The 20913-nt window shown below is 55.3% G+C and carries 16 protein-coding genes; 8 read left to right on the top strand and 8 right to left on the bottom strand.

Translation table 11 applies throughout. From position 1 onward, the window contains the following. Positions 1-155: 155 nt before the first annotated feature. From cirA to yieE, 3 genes are all read right to left on the bottom strand, one after another. The gene (gene cirA, locus ACMYSP_RS20350) at positions 156-2129 is read right to left on the bottom strand and encodes a catecholate siderophore receptor CirA (RefSeq protein ID WP_434583851.1); all 1974 of its coding nucleotides are present in this window, start codon (positions 2127-2129) and stop codon (positions 156-158) included. 310 nt (positions 2130-2439) lie between these two features. Continuing rightward, entirely contained in the window at positions 2440-3909 is a 1470-nt protein-coding gene (lysP, locus tag ACMYSP_RS20345) for a lysine-specific permease (RefSeq protein ID WP_434583850.1), read from the bottom strand. 191 nt (positions 3910-4100) lie between these two features. Then, entirely contained in the window at positions 4101-4967 is an 867-nt protein-coding gene (gene yieE, locus ACMYSP_RS20340) for a DNA-binding transcriptional regulator YeiE (protein ID WP_434583848.1), read from the bottom strand. 180 nt (positions 4968-5147) lie between these two features. On the opposite strand from yieE, the gene ACMYSP_RS20335 reads away from it, so the two are divergent. Then, positions 5148-6197, top strand: a complete 1050-nt coding sequence (locus ACMYSP_RS20335; protein WP_434583846.1) for a YeiH family protein — start codon at positions 5148-5150, stop codon at positions 6195-6197. Between the two features lie 92 nt (positions 6198-6289). Beyond that, positions 6290-7147, top strand: coding sequence for a deoxyribonuclease IV (gene nfo, locus ACMYSP_RS20330; RefSeq protein WP_123755159.1), 858 nt, complete (start codon positions 6290-6292; stop codon positions 7145-7147). Positions 7148-7249: 102 nt separating this feature from the next. On the opposite strand, the gene fruA is transcribed toward nfo, so the two are convergent. From fruA to fruB, 3 genes are read right to left on the bottom strand one after another with little or no spacing between them, the layout of a single operon-like run. Continuing rightward, the gene (gene fruA / locus ACMYSP_RS20325; RefSeq protein WP_434583845.1) at positions 7250-8941 is read right to left on the bottom strand and encodes a PTS fructose transporter subunit IIBC; all 1692 of its coding nucleotides are present in this window, start codon (positions 8939-8941) and stop codon (positions 7250-7252) included. A 16-nt stretch (positions 8942-8957) separates the two neighbouring features. Continuing rightward, a complete protein-coding gene (gene fruK / locus ACMYSP_RS20320) occupies positions 8958-9896 on the bottom strand; it encodes a 1-phosphofructokinase (RefSeq protein WP_434583843.1) in 939 nt (312 codons plus the stop codon). Next, on the bottom strand, positions 9897-11027 hold the full coding sequence (gene fruB / locus ACMYSP_RS20315) for a fused PTS fructose transporter subunit IIA/HPr protein (RefSeq protein ID WP_434583842.1): 1131 nt from the start codon (positions 11025-11027) through the stop codon (positions 9897-9899). Between the two features lie 331 nt (positions 11028-11358). Between fruB and setB the strand changes: the two genes are divergently transcribed. After that, entirely contained in the window at positions 11359-12540 is a 1182-nt protein-coding gene (setB, locus tag ACMYSP_RS20310) for a sugar efflux transporter SetB (protein ID WP_434583841.1), read from the top strand. A 251-nt stretch (positions 12541-12791) separates the two neighbouring features. Here setB and ACMYSP_RS20305 read toward each other — a convergent pair whose 3' ends face one another. Then, entirely contained in the window at positions 12792-13703 is a 912-nt protein-coding gene (locus tag ACMYSP_RS20305; protein WP_434583839.1) for a LysR family transcriptional regulator, read from the bottom strand. Positions 13704-13856: 153 nt separating this feature from the next. Here ACMYSP_RS20305 and speB point away from each other — a divergent pair, with 153 nt between their 5' ends. The 4 genes from speB to betA all read left to right on the top strand — a co-directional run bounded on the left by speB (position 13857) and on the right by betA (position 19797). Beyond that, on the top strand, positions 13857-14834 hold the full coding sequence (speB, locus tag ACMYSP_RS20300) for an agmatinase (protein ID WP_434583838.1): 978 nt from the start codon (positions 13857-13859) through the stop codon (positions 14832-14834). A gap of 86 nt (positions 14835-14920) precedes the next feature. Continuing rightward, on the top strand, positions 14921-16432 hold the full coding sequence (locus tag ACMYSP_RS20295) for an aldehyde dehydrogenase family protein (RefSeq protein WP_434583837.1): 1512 nt from the start codon (positions 14921-14923) through the stop codon (positions 16430-16432). A gap of 131 nt (positions 16433-16563) precedes the next feature. Continuing rightward, positions 16564-18072, top strand: a complete 1509-nt coding sequence (locus ACMYSP_RS20290; RefSeq protein WP_434583836.1) for a purine-cytosine permease family protein — start codon at positions 16564-16566, stop codon at positions 18070-18072. A 36-nt stretch (positions 18073-18108) separates the two neighbouring features. After that, complete coding sequence (gene betA, locus ACMYSP_RS20285; protein WP_434583835.1) at positions 18109-19797, top strand: choline dehydrogenase; 1689 nt, start codon at positions 18109-18111, stop codon at positions 19795-19797. A gap of 86 nt (positions 19798-19883) precedes the next feature. Here betA and ACMYSP_RS20280 read toward each other — a convergent pair whose 3' ends face one another. Beyond that, complete coding sequence (locus ACMYSP_RS20280; protein ID WP_434583833.1) at positions 19884-20138, bottom strand: YkgJ family cysteine cluster protein; 255 nt, start codon at positions 20136-20138, stop codon at positions 19884-19886. Between the two features lie 149 nt (positions 20139-20287). Here ACMYSP_RS20280 and yeiP point away from each other — a divergent pair, with 149 nt between their 5' ends. Then, positions 20288-20860, top strand: coding sequence for an elongation factor P-like protein YeiP (gene yeiP / locus ACMYSP_RS20275; RefSeq protein WP_039079953.1), 573 nt, complete (start codon positions 20288-20290; stop codon positions 20858-20860). Positions 20861-20913 lie beyond the last annotated feature (53 nt).

Below are 20913 nucleotides of genomic sequence, written 5' to 3'. Positions count from 1 at the left end.
AGCGGGACGTCAGCCATTCTGGGGCAGGATGGCTGACGTCTCTCTCTAATAGTGTATACGCCATTTTACGCCGCGCATGGTTCTGTATGACGGGAAAACAGAGGAACAATCATAGCGGGCAGTCGGCGAACGCGACTGCCCGGTTGGTGGGTTAATTAAAAGCGGTAATCCACGGCCATAAAGTAGCGGCGACCTTCTTCCGTGTAGCTATAGTCGTCGCGGCTCAGGTCTTTATCCCCGACGTTCAGCACGCCCGAGCGCAGTTTCACGCTCTTCGTCACCTGCCAGGCGGCACCGACGTCAAACATGGTGTAACCTCCCGGGGTTTTTGACGTGGCGCTGACCGCACGTTGCTCGCCGGTATAATTTGCGGTGACGTAGAAGGACCAGTCATCCAGCGGCGTCCAGTCCAGCGTGCCGTTAGCGGTATGGAACGGCAGTGACTGCAGTGGCTTATCCCCACCGTTACTGAGATCGCGGCCATCGTTGTAGGTGTAGTTCACCGTCAGCTTCCACTCATCGCCAAACGGCACTTTCACTTCGGTTTCCACGCCTTTGATGCGCGCTTTGTTAACGTTGAAGTAGCGGAAGACCGGCACGCGTTTGCCATTCACCGTTTTCCAGCCGACAAAGTTCGGATAGCCCGGCGCTTCACTGGCGCTGGAAGTACGCAGGATATCGATCATATCGTCGACGTTATTCTGGAAGGTGGTCACGCTGCCTTCCACGCCTTCCAGCAGGCCTTCTTCGCCGCGGTAGTACAGGCCAATCTCGAAGCTTTCGCTGGTTTCTGGTTTCAGATCCGGGTTACCGATGATGCTGCAGGAGCCGCGGCAGGAATTGGTGGTCCAGTCCGGGTTCAGCTGCAACAGCGACGGCGCTTTAAAGGCCGTTGCCCAGCCGCCCTTCACGGTAACGGTGTCGGTCGCGTTATAAACCAGGTAGGCACGCGGGCTCCAGTGGTCGCCGTAGGTTTCATGGTCATCCATACGAATGCCGGTGGTTAACGCCAGCGGTTCGAAAATCCGCCACTCATCCTCGATAAACAGCGCGTACTGGCTGGCAGAGGTGGATTTCCCGCCGCTGCTCAGGTTGACGGGATCTTTCAGCTTATCGTGACGCCATTCCCCACCGAAGGTCAGCATCTGGTTAATGACTCCCAGCGGCAGCACATATTTACCGTCGATGGCGTTACTTTCGGAGGTAATAGTGCCGTCCTGCCCCGGGTTTTTGTTATCGACTTTTTCGCCGTAGAACTTCAGTTCGCTGTTACCGAGATCCCAGCGGCCATTATGGCTGAGGGAGTAGTTCTGGCGCTCAAGGCGGTTGCGGTCGAGGGAATCGGAGTCACGATCCTGGCGATCGAAGCCGTAGCCGGCGGTGATGTCCTGGTTATCGGTTGGGGTCCAGGCAAACTCGACGTTACCGTCACGGCTGGTAAAGCCTTCGATGCGTGGCGTTTCGCCCGCGGCGTTGCTGGAGGCCTGCTGATCGTCCTTGGCACGTTTCGCCAGGTTACCGTAAGCTTTCATGCCCAGCACGCCATCAATCAGCGGACCGCCGGTGAAGAACTGGCCGTTGTAGGTATCCCCGCGATCGCGGTGTTCCTGAATGGTGGTATCGGCGCTCAGGGTGCCGGTCCATTTCTGGCCGACTTTTTTGGTGATGATGTTGACCACGCCGCCGAGGGCGTCGGAGCCGTACAGCGAGGACATCGGCCCGCGCACCACTTCAATCCGCTCGATGGCGTCGACCGGAACCCAGTTTAAATCGAAATCGTTGTGGCGGAAGACGGCGTTACGGGAGTTCACGCGCTTGCCGTCAACCAGAATCAAGGTATAGCTGCTGTCGAGGCCGCGAATACTGACGCCCTTGCGGTTGTCACCTTCGTTGGTGAGCTGTACACCGGGCACATCACGCAGGACATCCTTCAGGTTCTGAACCGGGCGGCGCTGTAAATCTTGCTGGGTAATCACGCTGATACTGGCCGGCGCATCCTTCACGCTCTGTTCCGTCGCTGCGGCGGTGACCACCAGCGTTTCTTCATTAACTTCGGCAAGGGCCGGAAACGCCAGCGATACGACGGATGCGCACAATCCCGCCCGGGCAAAAGGGTTTAACCTGAACATTCCATATCTCCATGAGGTTCATAACGAATCAAACAAAAGGTGCAATTAACACGTACTGTCGGCGCACTGCTCATAGGCGGCGCGCGCGGAATAGTTTTACCGTTGACGTGGCTGGTCACCTCTTGCCGGCGGTTATGACCTGCAAGCTAAGGAGATTGGCTTCATCCTGAATATGTGAGGATGATAAAGATAATGATTTCCATTATCAATAAAATTATGGAGAACTGTATCAATTTGTAAGAAACGCAGAAACAAAAAAACCCTCTTAAAAAGAGGGTTTTATGCGAGAAATGACTCTCGGTCTTGAGCGTCAGCCTTTAAAACGCTGCGGGAACTTCATTTCGCTGTAGCGGACGAAGCGGGTGCCTTTCGCCAGCTTATAACCGAACCAAATCACCAGGAACAGCGGAATACCGATATAGGTTGCCGCAACACCGCCCCAGTCAATGGTATCTTTCAGGAACGCTTCATAGTTCTGACCCAGGGTAATGATCAGGCACAGAACGAAGGCGAAGATCGGCCCCAGCGGGAAGAACCCTGAACGATATGGCAGGTCGTTAAGATCGTTACCCTGCAGCACGTAGCCGCGGCGGAAACGATAGTGGCTGATGGCAATCCCCAGCCAGGCGATAAAGCCCGTCATGCCCGAGGTGTTGAGCAGCCACAAATAGACGGTCTGGTTACCAAACATCGAGCTCAGGAAGCACAGCCCCGCAATCACCGTCGTCGCATACAGCGCATTGCGCGGCACACCGCCACGGGAGAGCTTTGAGAAAATGCGTGGCGCTTTGCCATCACAGGCCAGGGTATAGAGCATACGCGTCGAAGCATACATGCCCGAGTTACCCGCCGACAGCACCGCCGTCAGGATAACCGCGTTCATGATTGCCGCTGCTGACAGCAGCCCCGCGTGCTGGAACACCAGAGTGAACGGGCTGACGGAAATGTCTTTCACGTCGTTACGCAGCAGGCTTGGGTCGGTATACGGAATGATCAGGCTGATGATCAGAATCGCGAACACATAGAACAGCAGGATACGCCAGAACACCTGGCGCACCGCGCGCGGAATGTTCTTTTCCGGATCTTCGGATTCACCAGCCGCGATCCCGATAAGTTCGGTCCCCTGGAACGAGAAGCCGACAATCATCGCCACGCCGATCATCGCCGCAAAGCCCCCGGCAAATGGCGCATCACCGGTTGTCCAGTTACTCCAGCCCACCGGCTGTGCGCCCTTGAAGATACCGACAATCATCATCACGCCAACGACGATAAAGATGATGACGGTAGTGACTTTGATCAGCGAGAACCAGTATTCCGCTTCGCCGAACCCTTTCACCGAGATCCAGTTCAACAGGAACATAATCCCGAGGAACAGCGCGCTCCAGACCCAGCCGGGGGTATCAGGGAACCAGTAGCTCATCACCAGCTGCGCCGCTACAAGGTCAACGGCAATGGTGACTGCCCAGTTGTACCAGTAGTTCCAGCCCAGCGCGAAGCCGAAGCCTTCTTCAACGTAGTTTTGACCATAGGTTGCAAAGGAACCGGAGACCGGCATATATGCCGCCAGTTCGCCAAGGCTGGTCATCAGGAAGTAGACCATCAGACCGATCAAAATATAAGAGAGCAGAGCGCCGCCTGGGCCTGCCTGAGAAATCGTTGCGCCAGATGCAACGAAAAGACCTGTACCGATGGAACCGCCGATTGCGATCATGGTCAAGTGGCGCGCCTTTAATTCACGACGTAAGCCGGGCGCTTCTGTGGTTTTAGTATCCGAAACCATGTGAAAATGCTATCCATCCAAAAAACGAGGCGCGATTGTAGCAGACGATCCGGGTTCTATCCGGTACAAATGCGAAGTTATAAGAGAGCTTCATGATCGATCATGAATTATTAGTAAAGCACTAATCCCCGGAATTGTCAGTGATTCTCCCCCTATCTCTCACGATAATGAAGCCATACCTGGCCGGTGATTTACACCTGACAGTAATGCAGAAAACGTTGTAATGCCTTGGAAATATGCTTTTGCCGATGGTGGATCCGCCACAGCGTGCGGGTCAGGTTCGGCAGCGGCACCGTCAGCTCCACCAGGGACCCGACTTCCAGTTGCTCGGCGATAACCCGCCGGGAAAGACAGCTAATGCCAAGCCCGTGACGCACGGCGTGTTTGATGGCCTCCGAGTTCCCCAGCTCCATCCCCAGGTGAAATGCTGGCAGATGCGACAGCAGCAGGTAGTCAACAATCTCGCGCGTGCCGGAGCCGTGCTCTCGCAAAATCCACGGCGCTTCCGCCAGACGTTGCAGCGTGACCTCGCCCTGCAGCAGCGGCGAGTCCGGGGCGGCAAACACCACCAGCTCATCTTCCAGCCACGGCTCGGCAATAATATCCGCCGCGTGGCAGGGACCTTCGATAAGTCCGATGTCTACCCGCAGATCGGCGACCGCATTGATCACGTCCTGGCTATTCCCCACGCTCAGCTCCAGCGGCAGGTCGGGAAAATCGCGACGGTAGTGGGCGATGATCTCCGGCAGGATATAGTTACCGATGGTGCTACTGGCATAAACGCGGATCGCGCCGTTGTCGCCGCGAAACAGTTCTTCTATCTCGATAGCGCGCTCCAGAAGCTCCAGCGCCCGTGGGTAGAGCAACCGCCCGTGTTCGTTCACCACCAGTCGCTTCCCTACGCGGTCGAACAACTGTACCCCTAACTGCCCTTCCAGATCGGTCAGGGCGGCGCTGACCGCCGACTGCGACAGCGCCAGCATCTGCGAGGCCTGGGTGGTTGAACCGCTCTTAAGCACCTCAGCAAATACTTCCAGCTGTCGTAACGTGATATGCATAACTCATCCTGCCCGTCTTCCAACGCGAGTATCCGATAACCCGACGTAACCTGGGGAAAATAACATTCTGTACCGCGAAAGTCCGTATTTACCACTTATTCCGATTGATTATAAATATATAATCAATTTTATTTTTAAACCAGTGCGGCGTAACCTTTTAGCCAGACAAAGGAGAAGGTTATGACAGCATTCACTTTACCGACTAAACATCGCACCTTGTGGCACTTTACCCCTGGGCTGGCGCTCACCGCCCTACTGACCGGCGCTGCGCTGTGGGCAGGCAGTTTTTCCGCTATCGCGGGCGCCGGTTTCAGCGCGCTGACGCTGGCCATCCTCTTCGGTATGGTTATCGGTAATACGATTTATCCTAAGCTCTGGCAGTCCTGCGACGGCGGCGTCATCTTCGCCAAGCAGTACCTGTTACGTCTCGGTATTATTTTATACGGTTTTCGCCTGACCTTCGCCCAGATTGCCGACGTAGGCGTCAGCGGGATCACCATTGATGTGCTGACATTGACCAGCACCTTCTTTATCGCCTGCTTCCTTGGGCAGAAGATTTTCGGTCTGGACAAACATACCAGCTGGCTGATTGGCGCCGGCAGCAGCATCTGCGGTGCCGCGGCGATTCTGGCGACGGAACCGGTGGTGAAAGCAGAGGCCAGTAAAGTGACCGTAGCAGTAGCAACGGTGGTCATTTTCGGTACCCTGGCCATCTTCCTTTACCCGGCGATGTACCCGATGCTGGCGCACTGGTTCACACCGGAAGCCTATGGCATCTATATGGGATCGACAATGCATGAAGTGGCGCAGGTGGTTGCTGCCGGTCACGCCATCAGCCCGGACGCGGAAAACGCGGCGGTGATTGCCAAAATGCTGCGCGTGATGATGTTGGCTCCGTTCCTGCTGTTCCTGGCGGCACGAGTGAAACAACTGGCACCGGAAGGTCATGGCGAAAAGAGCAAAATCACCATTCCCTGGTTTGCCATCCTGTTCATTCTGGTGGCGGTGTTTAACTCCTTCCACCTGCTGCCAAAAGCGGTCGTCGACATGCTGGTCACCCTCGATACCGTGCTGCTGGCAATGGCGATGGCGGCCCTGGGACTGACCACTCACGTCAGCGCCCTGAAAAAAGCCGGTGCCAAACCGCTGCTGATGGCCCTGATGCTGTTCGTCTGGCTGATTGTCGGTGGTGGCGCCATCAACCTGGTGGTTCACAGCCTGATGGCATAACCGCATCACCGCTCCATCATCATTCATTGATGTAACTCTTCAGTTAAGCCGCTATCATTACCCTCCCCCCAGCGGCTTAACTGGAGTTTTTTATGAAATATATTGGAGCGCACGTCAGTGCCTCAGGCGGGCTGGCCAACGCTGCCATTCGCGCCGCCGAGATTGAAGCAACGGCTTTCGCGCTGTTCACCAAGAACCAACGTCAATGGCGAGCCGCGCCGCTGAGCGACGAGACCATTGCTGAATTCAAAGCCGCCTGTGAAAAATACCGCTTTGGTCCCGGCCAAATCCTGCCCCACGACAGCTACCTGATTAATCTGGGTCACCCGGTGGCCGACGCGCTGGAAAAATCCCGCGATGCCTTTATTGATGAACTGAGCCGCTGCCAGCAGCTCGGACTGACGCTTCTCAATTTCCATCCCGGCAGCCACCTGCAGCAGATCCCGGAAGACGAGTGTCTGGCACGCATCGCCGAGTCGATTAATATTGCGCTGGCTAAAACCGAAGGGGTCACCGCAGTGATTGAAAATACCGCCGGCCAGGGCAGCAACCTCGGATTCAAGTTTGAACATCTCGCGGCCATCATTGACGGCGTCGAAGATAAGTCCCGCGTCGGGGTGTGCATTGATACCTGCCACGCCTTTGCCGCCGGTTATGACCTACGCAGCGCCGAGGAGTGTGAGAAGACCTTTGCTGATTTCGAGCGCATTGTCGGCTTCCGCTATCTGCGCGGCATGCACCTTAACGATGCCAAAAGCGCCTTCGGCAGCCGCGTTGACCGCCACCACAGCCTTGGTGAAGGCAATATTGGCCACGACGCGTTCCGCTGGATCATGCAGGACAATCGGTTTGACGGCATCCCGCTGATTCTGGAAACCATTAACCCGGATATCTGGGCGGAAGAGATTGCCTGGCTGCGGGCGCAGCAGACGGAAGAAGCTTCGGCCTGATTGTCGCCGCGACTCTTTGAGGGCGCAGACCAGCAGGATCAAAAAAAGGGCCGAACTATCGGCCCTTTGCTTTTCTGTTTTACCGGTTCATCTGTCGATGACTCAGGCCGCTTTTTCGACTGCCTGAACTTCCGGACGTTTCACCACCGCGTAAGAGAGACCGGCCACCAGAGTACCGGCAATAATTGCCAGCAGGTAACCCAACACAGGGGTAATCGCGCCAGGGATTAGCAGCACAAACAGACCGCCGTGCGGCGCCATCAGTTTGGCACCAATCGCCATGGAGATAGCGCCTGTTACCGCGCCACCCACGATACAGCATGGCAAGACGCGCATCGGGTCACGAGCAGCAAACGGAATCGCCCCTTCAGAGATAAAGCACAGGCCCAGTACCAGCGCCGCTTTGCCCCCTTCACGTTGGCCCTTATCAAACTTGTTACGGGCAACCAGGGTCGCGATACCCATCGCCAGCGGTGGTACCATACCGGCCGCCATGATGGCTGCCATCGGGGCGTAGGTTTGGGTACTCAACAGGCCGACACCGAAAGCGTAGGCCGCTTTGTTCACCGGGCCACCCATATCGGTACACATCATAGCCCCAAGGATAGCGCCCAGCAGGACGGCGTTCGCCGTACCCATCGTTTGCAGCCAGTGGGTCAGGCCTGCCAGAATACCGGCAACCGGTTTACCAATCAGGTAGATCATCGCCAGGCCGACGATCAGGCTGGAAACCAGCGGAATGATCAGGATCGGTTTCAGCGCTTCCATGCTCGGCGGCAGTTTTAATTTGGTGCTGATCAGTTTCGCGACGTAACCGGCAAGGAAACCGGCGATGATCCCGCCAATAAAACCGGAACCGCCGCTGACCGCCAGCATACCGCCGATCAGACCCGGCGTCAGGCCAGGACGGTCAGCAATCGAGAAGGCAATAAAGCCCGCCAGTACCGGCACCATCAGCGCAAAGGCTGAACCACCGCCGATCTGCATCAGCGCGGCTGCCAGGGTATCTTTGACTTCAAACGCTTTGATACCAAAGGCGAAGGAGAGCGCGATACACAGACCACCGGCGACCACCATCGGCAGCATGTAGGATACGCCGGTCAGCAGGTGACGATAGGCACCGCCCCCCTCTTTCTTCGCCGAGTCAGCCTGCTGGCTGCCCTGGCCCGAAGGCTGATACGGTTTCGCTTCCACAACAGCTTTATCCAGCTCCTGCGCGGTTTTCTTCAGCGCCAGGCCAGTGGTTGTGCGATACATCGGCTTGCCGGCAAATTTCGCCAGATCCACTTCAATGTCGGCCGCAACCACCACCAGATCCGCCTGAGCGACTTCTTCTGGGGTTATCGCATTGCCGGCGCCCACGGAACCGCGGGTTTCGACTTTGACCCACCAGCCGCGTTTTTTAGCTTCGGTTTCAATGGCTTCGGCCGCCATAAAGGTGTGCGCAACGCCGGTCGGGCAAGCGGTAATCGCCACAATGCGTTTTGCGCCACCGGTTGCCGCCGGCAATGCCGCTGCGGCAGGTGCGGTGTACGCGGTTGCGTGGCCTTTCGCTTCGCTGAGGAACAGTTCAGGATGTGCCACGGCGCGATTGATATCGCCGAGATACACCTGCTTACCGTTCAGCGAGCTGTCGGCCGGCAACGCTGTGCCGAGGACGATTGCCAGTTCGGCATCGTTCGGGTTGTCTGTCAGTTCAAGATGCGCTTTTGGCGCGGCGGTGCTCAGCAGGGTTTTCGCCATATAGGCGCGGGCCTGTCCAAGTCCGGCATCAATAATCAGCAGCGTTTTCATTATGCCTCTCCTGCTGTTAATTAAAGGGTTTTAAGTCGACACGCGCCATCATTGCGGCCAACTGGGTACGATCGGTAATACCAACATTGCTCTGGCTGACCGCCAGTGCCGCCACGGCGGTCGCCAGGCGTAAAGTATGTTCGCTGGATTCACGCATCAGCAGGCCGTAGATCAGGCCGCCAACCATGGAATCGCCGGCACCCACGGTGCTGACCACTTCCACTGTAGGCGGTTTCGCAATCCATTCCCCGGAGGCGTTAACCCACAACGCGCCCTCTTCGCCAAGCGAGATAACCACGTGGGCAATCCCCTGCTCGCGCAGCGCGTGGGCTGCGTCAATCACGTCTTTCATTTCCGGCAGCTTGCGGCCGGCCCAGATTTCCAGCTCGCGACGGTTCGGTTTCACCAACCACGGCGCGGCTTTCAGACCGGCAACCAGCGCTTCACGGCTGCTATCAAAGATAATGCACGGGCACTGGCTGCGCAGGCGCACCATCCAGTCGGTGAAGGCTTCCGGGCTAACGCCGGACGGCAGGCTGCCGCTGACGCACACCATATCGAACTGACCCAACCAGCTCAGCGAATCATTAACAAAGCGTTCCCAGTCAGCCGGGGTGACTTCAAAGCCGGAGAAGTTAAAATCGGTCACTTCGCCATCTTTTTCCGTCAGCTTGACGTTGATACGGGTACGGCCCTGCACCACCTGGAAACGGTTGGCAATGCCCAGCTCGCTGAACAGCTGCTGAAAACCATCCTGGTTGTCTTTGCCGAGGAAGCCCCCGACGGTGACGTCAATGCCAAGATCTTTCAGCACTTTCGCCACGTTGATGCCTTTACCAGCCGCATGCAAACCGGTGGTACGAACAAGGTTCACTTCGCCGCGTTCAATTTCTGGTGTAAACCCCACCAGGTCATATGCCGGGTTTAAAGTAATTGTTGCTACACGTCTGCTCATTTATGCGCCCTCCCCAAGGCCTGCGGCGATAGCTTCGCCAATCGCATCCAGCGCTTGTTGCGCATCCTCACCCTGCGCGGTGAAGCGCAGACGGTGACCTTTCTTCACACCCAGCGCCACGACTTTCATCAGGCTGCGGCCATTGGCCGGCTTGCCGGAACCATCGAGGTTAGTGACGGTAATGTCGCTGGAAAATTGTTTAATGGTGTTCACTAGCATAGTGCCCGGGCGGGCATGCAGCCCGTGCTCGTTACGCACCACAAATTCGGCGCTCAGCACGTCGTCGGCAATGGCATCATCGCTGGTCAGCAACGCCAGCAGGGTTGCGCCATCGGATGTCAGCAGACGGTCAGCTTTTTTGTCGATCAGCAGATTGCTCAGGCGGTTCAGCACCGCGGTGGGCTGTTCATCAGCCATCGCGACGGTGATCAGCAGGGAGACCGGCTGCTCATCGCTGGTGAAGGTGTTGGCGGCACGGCTCACCGCAACCGCGCTGCGCAGGTTGCCTTCCGCGCTGTCGTTCAGCCAGATGCCCTGCCCAAGGTTCAGCGGCTTATCATTAATCGTGCGGCTGACAAAGGTCGCGTCAACGGCGCCGGCTTCTTTCAGCCGCGCGGCGTTCAGTGCCTGTAAGGTCATCAGGTCACTGGCGACAATATCGAGGCTCAGCGTGTCGTTATCCAGTTTCAGCACTTCGCTCTGCTTTTCACCCATCAGCAGGGCGCGCAGTTCTTCAGCGGTGGTCGATGACTTAAGCTGCTCGGCGACAGAATCATCGCTAAGCACGTGCGTCAGCTGACGCAGCAGGCCAAGGTGTTCATCGGAGCTGGCGGCAATGCCGATCGCCACGTAGGCGGTCTGCCCTTCGCCCCAGGCCACGCCCTGCGGGAACTGATAAACCTGTACACCGGTTTTCAGCACCTGATCGCGGGTGTCGGTCGTCCCGTGAGGGATAGCAATGCCGTTGCCCAGGAAAGTGGAGGTCTGCTGCTCGCGAGCCAGCATCCCGTTGAGGTAGCCTTCCGCCACGTTGCCTGCGCTAACCAGCGCGGCTGCAACCTGACGAATTGCCTCTTCTTTATTACCGGCCTGCTGGCCGGGATGAATATCCTGCACAGATAACTGGAACATGGTTCTCCTCTCCTGCTGAGTTGAATCGTTTCAGCTGCTTTGAGAAAAAAAGCGCCATCTTCCTGACAGAGATATTCCCGATGACGCTGAAACGTTTCAATGAGTCTGTACCTTTCTTACCCACCGCGCAAGTTCTGTTAGCATCCTGATAACAGAATTTAGAGCTACTGCACATTTTTGCTGAAGCCATGGTGTGGAATTCAGCCTCGCGTCAGCATTTTGCTGAAGCTTCTAATTTGAAACTGCTTTTTATTTTTTGATACCATACTACTGTTCATTTTCTGACGCGCGGCGTAAACTCCGCTGCACTCACCCACACAGATAGCCGCACATGCAAAACAGTAGCACCGCCCTCCCTCGTCGTGGGTTCGATTTAACCTCTTCTGCCTTCCTGATTGTTGCGTTCCTGACAGGCATTGCCGGCGCCTTACAAACGCCGACCCTGAGCCTGTTTCTGACCAATGAGGTACATGTCCGCCCGGCGATGGTTGGCTTCTTTTTTACCGGCAGCGCGGTCATCGGGATCATGGTCAGCCAGTTTCTCGCCGGACGTTCGGATCGCCAGGGCGATCGTAAGCAGCTCATCGTCGTCTGCTGCCTGCTCGGGATCCTCGCCTGCCTGCTGTTCGCCTGGAACCGTAACTACTTTGTTCTGCTGTTCGTCGGCGTATTCCTCAGCAGCTTCGGTTCCACCGCCAACCCACAAATGTTCGCCCTTGCCCGTGAGCATGCCGATAAAACCGGTCGTGAAGCGGTCATGTTCAGCTCGATTCTGCGCGCCCAGGTCTCCCTCGCATGGGTTATCGGCCCGCCGCTGGCCTACGCGTTGGCGATGGGTTTTGGCTTCACCGTGATGTATCTCTGCGCCGCTATCGCTTTTGTGGTCTGCGCGGCGATGGTCTGGTGGTTTCTGCCCAGCATGCGCAAAGAGAAACAGGCGGTTGTCGGTCATCTGGAAGCGCCGCGCACTCATCGTCGCGATGCGCTGCTGCTGTTCAGCGTCTGCACATTAATGTGGGGCATTAACAGCCTGTACATTATTAATATGCCGCTTTACATCATTAATGAGCTGCATCTCTCTGAGAAGCTGGCCGGGTTGATGATGGGGACCGCTGCCGGGCTGGAGATCCCGACCATGCTGATCGCCGGCTATTATGCGAGGCGCTTTGGTAAACGTTTTCTGATGCGCCTTGCGGCGGTGGCGGGAGTACTGTTTTACGTTGGCATGTTGCTGGTGCATACCCCTGCTTTACTGCTGGCAATGCAGGTGCTGAACGCGATCTTCATCGGTATTCTTGCCGGGATTGGCATGCTCTATTTCCAGGACCTGATGCCGGGCCAGGCCGGTGCGGCCACTACGCTGTATACCAATACCACTCGCGTTGGCTGGATTATCGCCGGCTCGCTGGCCGGTGTAGTGGCGGAAATCTGGAGCTATCACGCGGTATTCTGGATAGCCCTTGGCATGGGCGTGGCTTCACTGGCCTGCCTGTGGCGGATTAAAGACGTTTAAGGCGCGGTGCTCGCTTTGAGTTTTAAAACCGCCTCACGGCTGGTCGAGCACATCACGCGCACGCTGTTGGCCTTAATGGCGAGGTAAAGATGTTGCACAGGTTGTCGGACGACGGCTTAACCCGGCGGCTGTTTGCTGGCTTGCCAGATATACCACTATACAGCCCTTAACATTGCAAACCGATATAATCCCGGACTTGATACCGCTGCTCATAAAAGAAAATATCTGAATGATCGGCGGCAATTCAAATATCAAACCGAAATATGATGTGCATGATTCATCAACGCTTCCATAAACACGCGCAGCACGGCGGGTTGTGTGGTCGTGCGCTTGGTTATTGAAGAAAAAGGCCATTTCGAACCAAATTGCTCCGGCACAATCTGGTGCATTTGGCCAGAATCTACCCATTGGCGAGCATAATGCATTGGCAAGAAACCAATATAAGCACCGGTCAGAATTAAAATAGCCTGTGCCTCAACATTATCCACCGTTGCCGCCGCACTGCCTGATTTAAGTAATTGCAAATCGCGTTGTTGCAAGAAACTCCGCGCCACTATTTGACTATCACGGATCGTTTCAATAAGCATTTCACCACTGGGTAAGTTATTGAACAGGGGATGATAACAACTGCAATACAGGCCATCCGGCTCATCATATATATGATTATATGACAACCCGGCGACCTCAAACGGGAAATGGCCTATCGCGACATGTAAGCGCCCATCCAGCACACGGGCTTCAAGCTCCGCGGGGGTGCCGATATAAATATCCAGCTGCACGTCGTGGCCATGCGAGACGAACCCACGCAACGCCCGTGACAGCACGCTGCCACTGTCGGTAACCGTATTATCAATAATGCCCAGATAAAGCCGGCCTGAAATATGCTGCTTAAGCGCAGAGGTATCCATACAGAACGTGTCCACTGCCTGCAGCAAGCGCTGTGCTGCCTCGTAGGTGGCCGCACCATATTCAGTAAGACGAAAACCGCTGCGCCCTCTTTCACACAATTTGACGCCAAGTCGCGTTTCAAGACTGGTCATCTGTTCGCTGATGGTGGATTGACTGACATTTAATGCGGCCTGCGCGGCTGAAAAACCGTTGCAGTTCACAATTGTCATGAAAATTCTCAGCAACTTAAGATCAATATTTTGCAGTTGATTCACGCTTTGCTCCCTTAACAAATTGCTTCGGAATTACCGATATGAACATCTGATATTTTCTATTTTTATCCCCCGAATTGTTGTCCATAGTCAATGCCATGGCAAATAAACCTGTGCCAGGTCGCATCAGAATATCTACAGAGAATGGGGGAAAAAATGGGAAACAATAACTATGAGACAGGGCGATTAAATTTGCCATTCGTCGGGCATTGTACTTTTGCCAAATCGCCGGTTTGCCTTAATTGGGAAGAAATAGATGCTGATGTCGCTATTCTCGGCGCACCCAATGATATGGGCACCCAATGGCGTTCTGGTGCCCGTTTTGGACCACGCAGTATTCGTGAGGCGTCCACGTTATTTTCATTCGGCCATGCCGGCGCTTATGACCATGAAGATGATGTGCTCTACCTGACTGAAGACCAGGTGCGCATGGTTGATGTGGGTGATGCGGATATCGTCCATACCGATATGGTGAGCAGTAACGCCAATATTGAACTGGCAGTGCGTAAAATTCTTGCCTCCGGTGCCATGCCGATTGTTTTGGGTGGCGACCATTCAATACACGCCCCGGTGATCAAAGCCTACGAAGGTCTGGGTCCGGTTCACATCGTCCATTTCGATGCCCACCTTGATTTTGTCGATGAACGCCACGGTGTGCGCTATGGCCATGGTAGCCCGTTACGCCGCGCCTCAGAAATGGACCATATCGTCGGCATGACCCAGTTGGGCATTCGTAATGTCTCTTCATCTAACCGCAGCGACTATGACTCCGCACGTGCAGCGGGATCCAACATCCTGTCAGTTCGTGATGTACGCCGTTTAGGCACTGAGGGGGTACTCGCACACATCCCGGTGGGCTGTAACTACTACCTGACCATTGATATTGACGGTTTCGACCCGTCTATCGCACCGGGCACAGGCACACCAAGTCATGGTGGCTTCCAGTATTACGAAGTGCTGGAAATCATTCAGGCTCTCGCTAAACGCAGTGGCGGCAACGTTATCGGTATGGATTTGGTGGAAGTCGCCCCGGCTTATGACCCAACGGGCGTGACCTCGATTCTTGCCGCCCAGCTACTGATGAACAGCATCGGTTTCATTTTCCATGAGCGCAAACAAGCCCGGTATCGCTAACTACATTCGGTGTGGTGTTGCCACCACCTTTCCCCTCCCCCAAACCCGGGGGGCAAAATTCGGGTATAAAAAAAGAGGACCTGCAAATGGACGCAACAGTACAACAGTATCTCGACCAATACGGTATCTCCGAGACAACCCGGCGCTTTTTGACTAAACCGCAGAAAATGTTCATTGGCGGCCAGTGGGTAACGGGCAGCAGCGGTGAAGTGAGTGCGGTCATCGAGCCGTCCACCCAAGGCGTGCTCACCACTATTCCACTTGCAACCACCGCCGATCTTGACCGTGCGGTAGCCGCCGCCCGCCATCAGTTTGACCACGGTGAGTGGCGTGACCTGAAGCCCCTTGAGCGTGAGCGCCTGATGCACCGTCTGGCTGACCTGATTGAAGCCAACGCCGATGAACTGGCTGAAATTGAGTCCATCGATATGGGTAAATCAGTCGCCCAGGCGCGTGCTGTTGATATTCAGGGCACGATTGATACCTTCCGCTATTTCGCCGGTTGGGCCTCTAAACTGCATGGCCGCACCGTCGAGCCATCGCTGCCTGGCAATTATCTGGCCTATACCCGCAAAGAGCCGCTTGGCGTAGTGGCTGCCATTGTGCCGTGGAATTTCCCGCTTCAGACCATGGCCTGGAAACTGGCGGCAGCATTGGCGGTCGGCTGTACCGCGGTCATTAAACCTGCGGAGCTTACTTCGCTCTCAACATTGCGCTTTGCAGAATTGGTCCAGGAAGCGGGTATCCCGGACGGCGTAGTGAATATCATCACCGGGTACGGCAGCGTGATTGGTGCGGCGATGACCAGCCACCCAGGTATTGATAAAGTCACCTTCACCGGTTCAACCCCTGTTGGCCGAGCCGTCGGGCAGACGGCGGTTGAAAATATCAAACGTGTCACCCTTGAGCTGGGTGGTAAATCTCCGGTACTGGTATTAGAGGATGCCGATATCCCGGCGGCTGCCCAGGCTGTTGCCAACGGCGTGTTCTTTAACTCAGGTCAGGTATGCGATGCCGGTACGCGAGCCTATATTCACCGCAGTATTTATGACAAGTTTCTGGCAGCGCTTGCCGACTATACCGCGACGCTAAAAATGGCGCCGGGTTTGGACGAAGAGTGCTTCATCAGCCCGCTGGTATCCGCCAGACAAAAAGACACCGTGCTGTCTTACATTGAAGCGGGCATTACCGAAGGCGCGACGCTGTACTACGGTGGCCGCCCACAGCCAGGAAACGGCTTCTTTGTTGAGCCAACCATCTTTGCCCACTGCCGCAATGAAATGCGCATTGTCCAGGAAGAGATCTTCGGCCCGGTGCTGGTAACCGCCCCGTTCGATACCGTCGAGGAAGCCATTACCCTTGCCAACGATTCGCCCTATGGGCTGGCCGCCGCCATTTATTCCAACGATCTTGCCGGTGTACACACTCTGATTCCAAAGCTCAAAGCCGGTTCAGTGTATGTGAACGCGCACAGTACCATCGACCCGGCCCTTCCGTTTGGTGGTTATAAAGAGTCTGGTTTTGGTAAGGACCTCGGGCCTGAACAACTCGACTACCTGATGGAAACCAAAACCGTCTGGATAACGCTGCCGTCGTAATGCCACACACCCGCCCAGGCTTTCAGCATGATGCTGCTCGCCTGGGAAGCAATGGCGAAATAAACGCGGACAGGCCAGTGGCTGGCTTGATGAATTTTATTGCTTCACCCTTATTGCTCATGGGGTACATCATGCAAACGCAATCAACAGCCGTGAAAGGGAGCTACAGCGAGCAAAGCACTATCGAAGGACGCTCAATAGATTTTGTGCCAGAACATGAACGCACCGATAAACTCTCAAGCCAGGGGCCTTTCTGGTTTGTCGGCAACTTTACCTTCTTTACCATGACCATCGGCTTTGTCGGGCCGAGTGTCGGGCTTGATTCGATTTGGACCACCATCGGCGGAACGCTGGGCATCATGTTCGGCACATTGTTCATGGCCTTCCATGGTTCACAAGGGCCGCACCTCGGGCTGCCGCAGATGATTCAGTCACGCGCCCAGTTTGGTTACCGGGGGGTTGTGCTGGTATTAATTGCCACGCTGTTCGTGTTTGCAGGCTTTAATATCGTCAACCTGGTGCTGATGATGCAGGGGCTAAAAACCCTCTTCAGTTGGGACCCGATACAGGTCGCTCTCGCGGTCACGGTGCCTGCCACCATTCTGGCTATTCTCGGTCACGACTGGATGCACAAAACCTTTAAATGGTCACTGTATTTGTCGCTGCCGTTGTACGGTCTGGTTACCCTTGCGGTGCTGATGGGCTGGGTGCATGACGCGCCAGCGATAGAAAGGGCCGTTCAGGGCTCGCGGTTAGGCTTTAACTGGACCGGTTTTATTGCCCAGTTTGCGGCAGCAGCCAGTTATAACATCGCCTATGCGCCGTATGTTTCTGATTATTCACGCTACCTACCGAAAAACACCTCTAGCGGCAAGCTTATCGCAGCGGTGTTTTTAGGGGCATCGCTGTCGGGTGCATGGATGATTTCGGTCGGCGGTTGGTTGGCGGCCCATCTGCAGGCCACCAATGTGCTGGTCGCCCTTAACGCGGTGGGTGCCGGCTTTGCGCCGCATCTGGGTACGGTTGTGGTCGCCATCACCATCCTGGCCTTCCTGCCCGTTATCGCGATGAACATCTACAGCGCCAAACTCACCACCATCACCAGCGTTGACTCCTTTAAGAAGATAGAACCGACGGCTAAAGCACGCGTGGTGGCGATTATCTTCGTGGTGTTTTTGCAACTGGGCGTGGCCATGAGCATCTACAACTCGGGCTCCGGTTTGTCGGTACTCAACATCTATCTGGTGGTGATGCTTTACTTTCTGGTGCCGTGGACGGCGGTCAACCTCACCGACTATTTCTTCGTGCGCCGCGGCCGCTATGCCATTCCACATTTCTTCTTGCCGCACGACAACATTTATGGCCGTTGGGGGGTGCGCGGTTTGCTGTCTTACCTGGTCGGTTTTGCGGCGATGATCCCCTTCTTTTGCATCTTTGATGGTAGCCGGGAAGTGTTCATCGGCCCGATTGCCAGGGCCATGGGCAGCGTAGATTTGGCGTGGCTTGTCGGGCTTATTGTCTCAAGCATCACCTACTACATAGCCTGCCGCTCGCTCAATTTGCATCATGAAGAGACGGTCATTGCACATATCGAAACCACTATGCCTGAGTACACCACCGGGACGAAAAAACGTGCCTGAGACGGTGGTCCAGAACCAAAATGGAGCAAAAATATTATGTCTACCAAACGATATGATTACATCATCGTCGGTGCCGGGTCCGCAGGCTGTGTACTGGCAAATCGTCTGACAGAAGACCCAGACGTCAAGGTATTGGTGATTGAATTCGGTGGGAGTGATAAGAGCATCATCATTCAGATGCCGAGCGCGTTCTCGCTACCGATGAACACCAAAAAATTTAACTGGCACTATGAAACCGAACCCGAGCCGTATCTGGATGGCCGCCGCCTGCACTGCCCTCGTGGCAAAGTGCTGGGTGGGTCGTCGTCAATAAACGGCCTGGTTTATATTCGCGGTCATGCCTATGACTTCGATGAATGGGAGTCGCTAGGGGCAAAAAACTGGGGTTACCGCAACTGCTTGCCGTATTTCCGTAAAGCGGAGAGCTTCAAATTTGGTGGTGATGACTACCGGGGCTCAGAAGGTCCGCTTAGCACCAACAACGGCAACAATATGCAAAACCCATTGTATGGTGCCTGGGTAGAAGCAGGCACGCAGGCAGGTTACATAAAAACCGACGATACCAACGGCTATATGCAAGAAGGTTTTGGCGCCATGCATATGACGGTCAAAAATGGCGTGCGCTGGTCGACGGCAAACGCCTATTTGCGCCCGGCAATGGCGCGTCCAAACCTGAGCGTTATCACCAATGCCATGAGCCGTAAACTGGTGCTCGACGGCAAGCGTGTAGTGGGTGTTGAATATGAGCAAAACGAGGTCGTCCACACCGTGCGCTGCACCCGTGAGGTGATCGTCTCCTCAGGTCCTATCGGTTCTCCTCACCTGCTTCAACGTTCCGGTATCGGCCCGGCCAACGTGCTGCGTAACGCTGGCATTGAGGTGAAACACGACTTACCCGGCGTGGGGGAAAACTTGCAAGATCACGCCGAAATTTACATCCAGTTCGAATGTAAAGAGCCGGTGTCACTCAACAGCAAAATGGGGCTGTTCTCTAAGGCAATGATTGGCTTGCGCTGGTTACTGTTCAAAGACGGTCTAGGAGCCAGCAACCATTTTGAAGCCGGCGGGTTTATCCGCTCAGCTAAAGGCTTGCGCTGGCCTGATATCCAGTTCCACTTCCTGCCTGCGGCAATGCGCTATGACGGCGATAAACCGTTCAAAGGACACGGCTTTATGGTGCTGACTGGCCCCAATAAACCCAAAAGCCGTGGCTATGTGCGTGTACGTTCCGCCGACCCGTATCAGCACCCGGAAATCCGTTTTAACTATCTGGAGCGCGAAGAAGATCGTGAAGGCTTCCGCCGGTGTGTGCGCCTGACGCGTGAAGTCATTGGCCAGCAAGCAATGGACAGCTTCCGTGGTGTGGAACTGGCCCCAGGCCCTAATGTGAAAACAGACGCAGAGATCGATGCTTTTGTGCGGGCCAATATGGAAAGCACTATGCACCCGTGTGGTTCTTGCAAGATGGGTGAAGACAGCCTCGCGGTGGTCGATTCCGAACTGCGTGTTCATGGCCTGCAAGGGGTTCGGGTAGTGGATTCATCGGTGTTCCCGACCGAACCTAACGGCAACCTGAACGCACCGACGATTATGCTGGCAGAACGCGCAGCGGATTTGATTCGAGGCCGTGAAATGCTAGCACCCTCTGATGTGCAAGTCGGTCTTGCCGCCAACTGGGAAATTCAACAACGTACCAGTATCCCTCGTCGCGACGTTGCCGTCTGAGTTTGTTGCAGGTTAGCCGCCGCCAGGGATGGTGGTGGCATTGTCCATTCATTGTGAGGCTGTCTGGATTGCTGTACTACCAATACTTAGGGTGCTGTACTGGACTCCAGATGAATCAGATACGTCATAGCAGCATCACGATCCGTCGAACACAGCTCCAGAACCGGCTGCAGGCTCGCGCAAACTTTCGGCCTGAGCGGCGACGTAAAGATGTTGCACAGATTATTGGCTGAAAGCTGGATACAGCGCGTGTTAGCAGGCTTGCCGTTGGGCATTCCTGGGATCGGGGATGAAATAGAAGGGGCGATACAGCAGGCACCGCAATCGATACGACATTCCATACATGACTCTCTTGATATTGCGGTTCACGGCTCAGCCTAAACGTTTTGCCCAGAGATAGCAAAACTCGCGAATTCCTCTTGCCTGAAAGGCCCGGCACGAGTAGTTTTACGCGATATTTTTTGAACCGTTAAGTCACAGGATTACTGCAATGCCAAGAGCGAATGAAATTAAAAAAGGTATGGTGCTGAATTACAACGGCAAGCTGCTGATTGTGAAAAATATTGATATTCAGTCACCGAGCGCCCGTGGCGCAGCAACGCTGTACAAAATGCGTTTCTCCGACGTACGTACCGGCCTGAAAGTGGAAGAGCGCTTTAAAGGCGACGATATCGTCGATACCGTGACCCTGACCCGCCGCTTCGTTGACTTCTCTTATGTTGATGGCAACGAGTACGTGTTTATGGATAAAGAAGATTACACGCCGTATACCTTCACCAAAGAGCAGATTGAAGAAGAGCTGCTGTTTATTCCGGAAGGCGGCATGCCTGACATGCAGGTTCTCACCTGGGATGGTCAGCTGCTAGCGCTGGAACTGCCGCAGACCGTGGACCTGGAAATCGTCGAAACGGCACCGGGCATTAAAGGCGCTTCCGCCAGCTCCCGCACCAAACCGGCGACCATGAGCACCGGCCTGGTGATTCAGGTTCCGGAATACCTGACCACCGGCGAGAAAATTCGTATCCATATCGAAGAAAGCCGCTATATGGGTCGCGCCGACTAATCACCTCCGGCGCCGCACTACGCCAATAGCAAAAAGGACAGCCTCAGGCTGTC

It is taken from the genome of Klebsiella sp. R390, from assembly GCF_051131745.1.
In the GTDB taxonomy this organism is placed as follows: Bacteria; Pseudomonadota; Gammaproteobacteria; order Enterobacterales; family Enterobacteriaceae; genus Klebsiella.
Note: the sequence above shows the minus strand (reverse complement) of the source record. Positions and strands in the feature narration are given on the sequence as shown.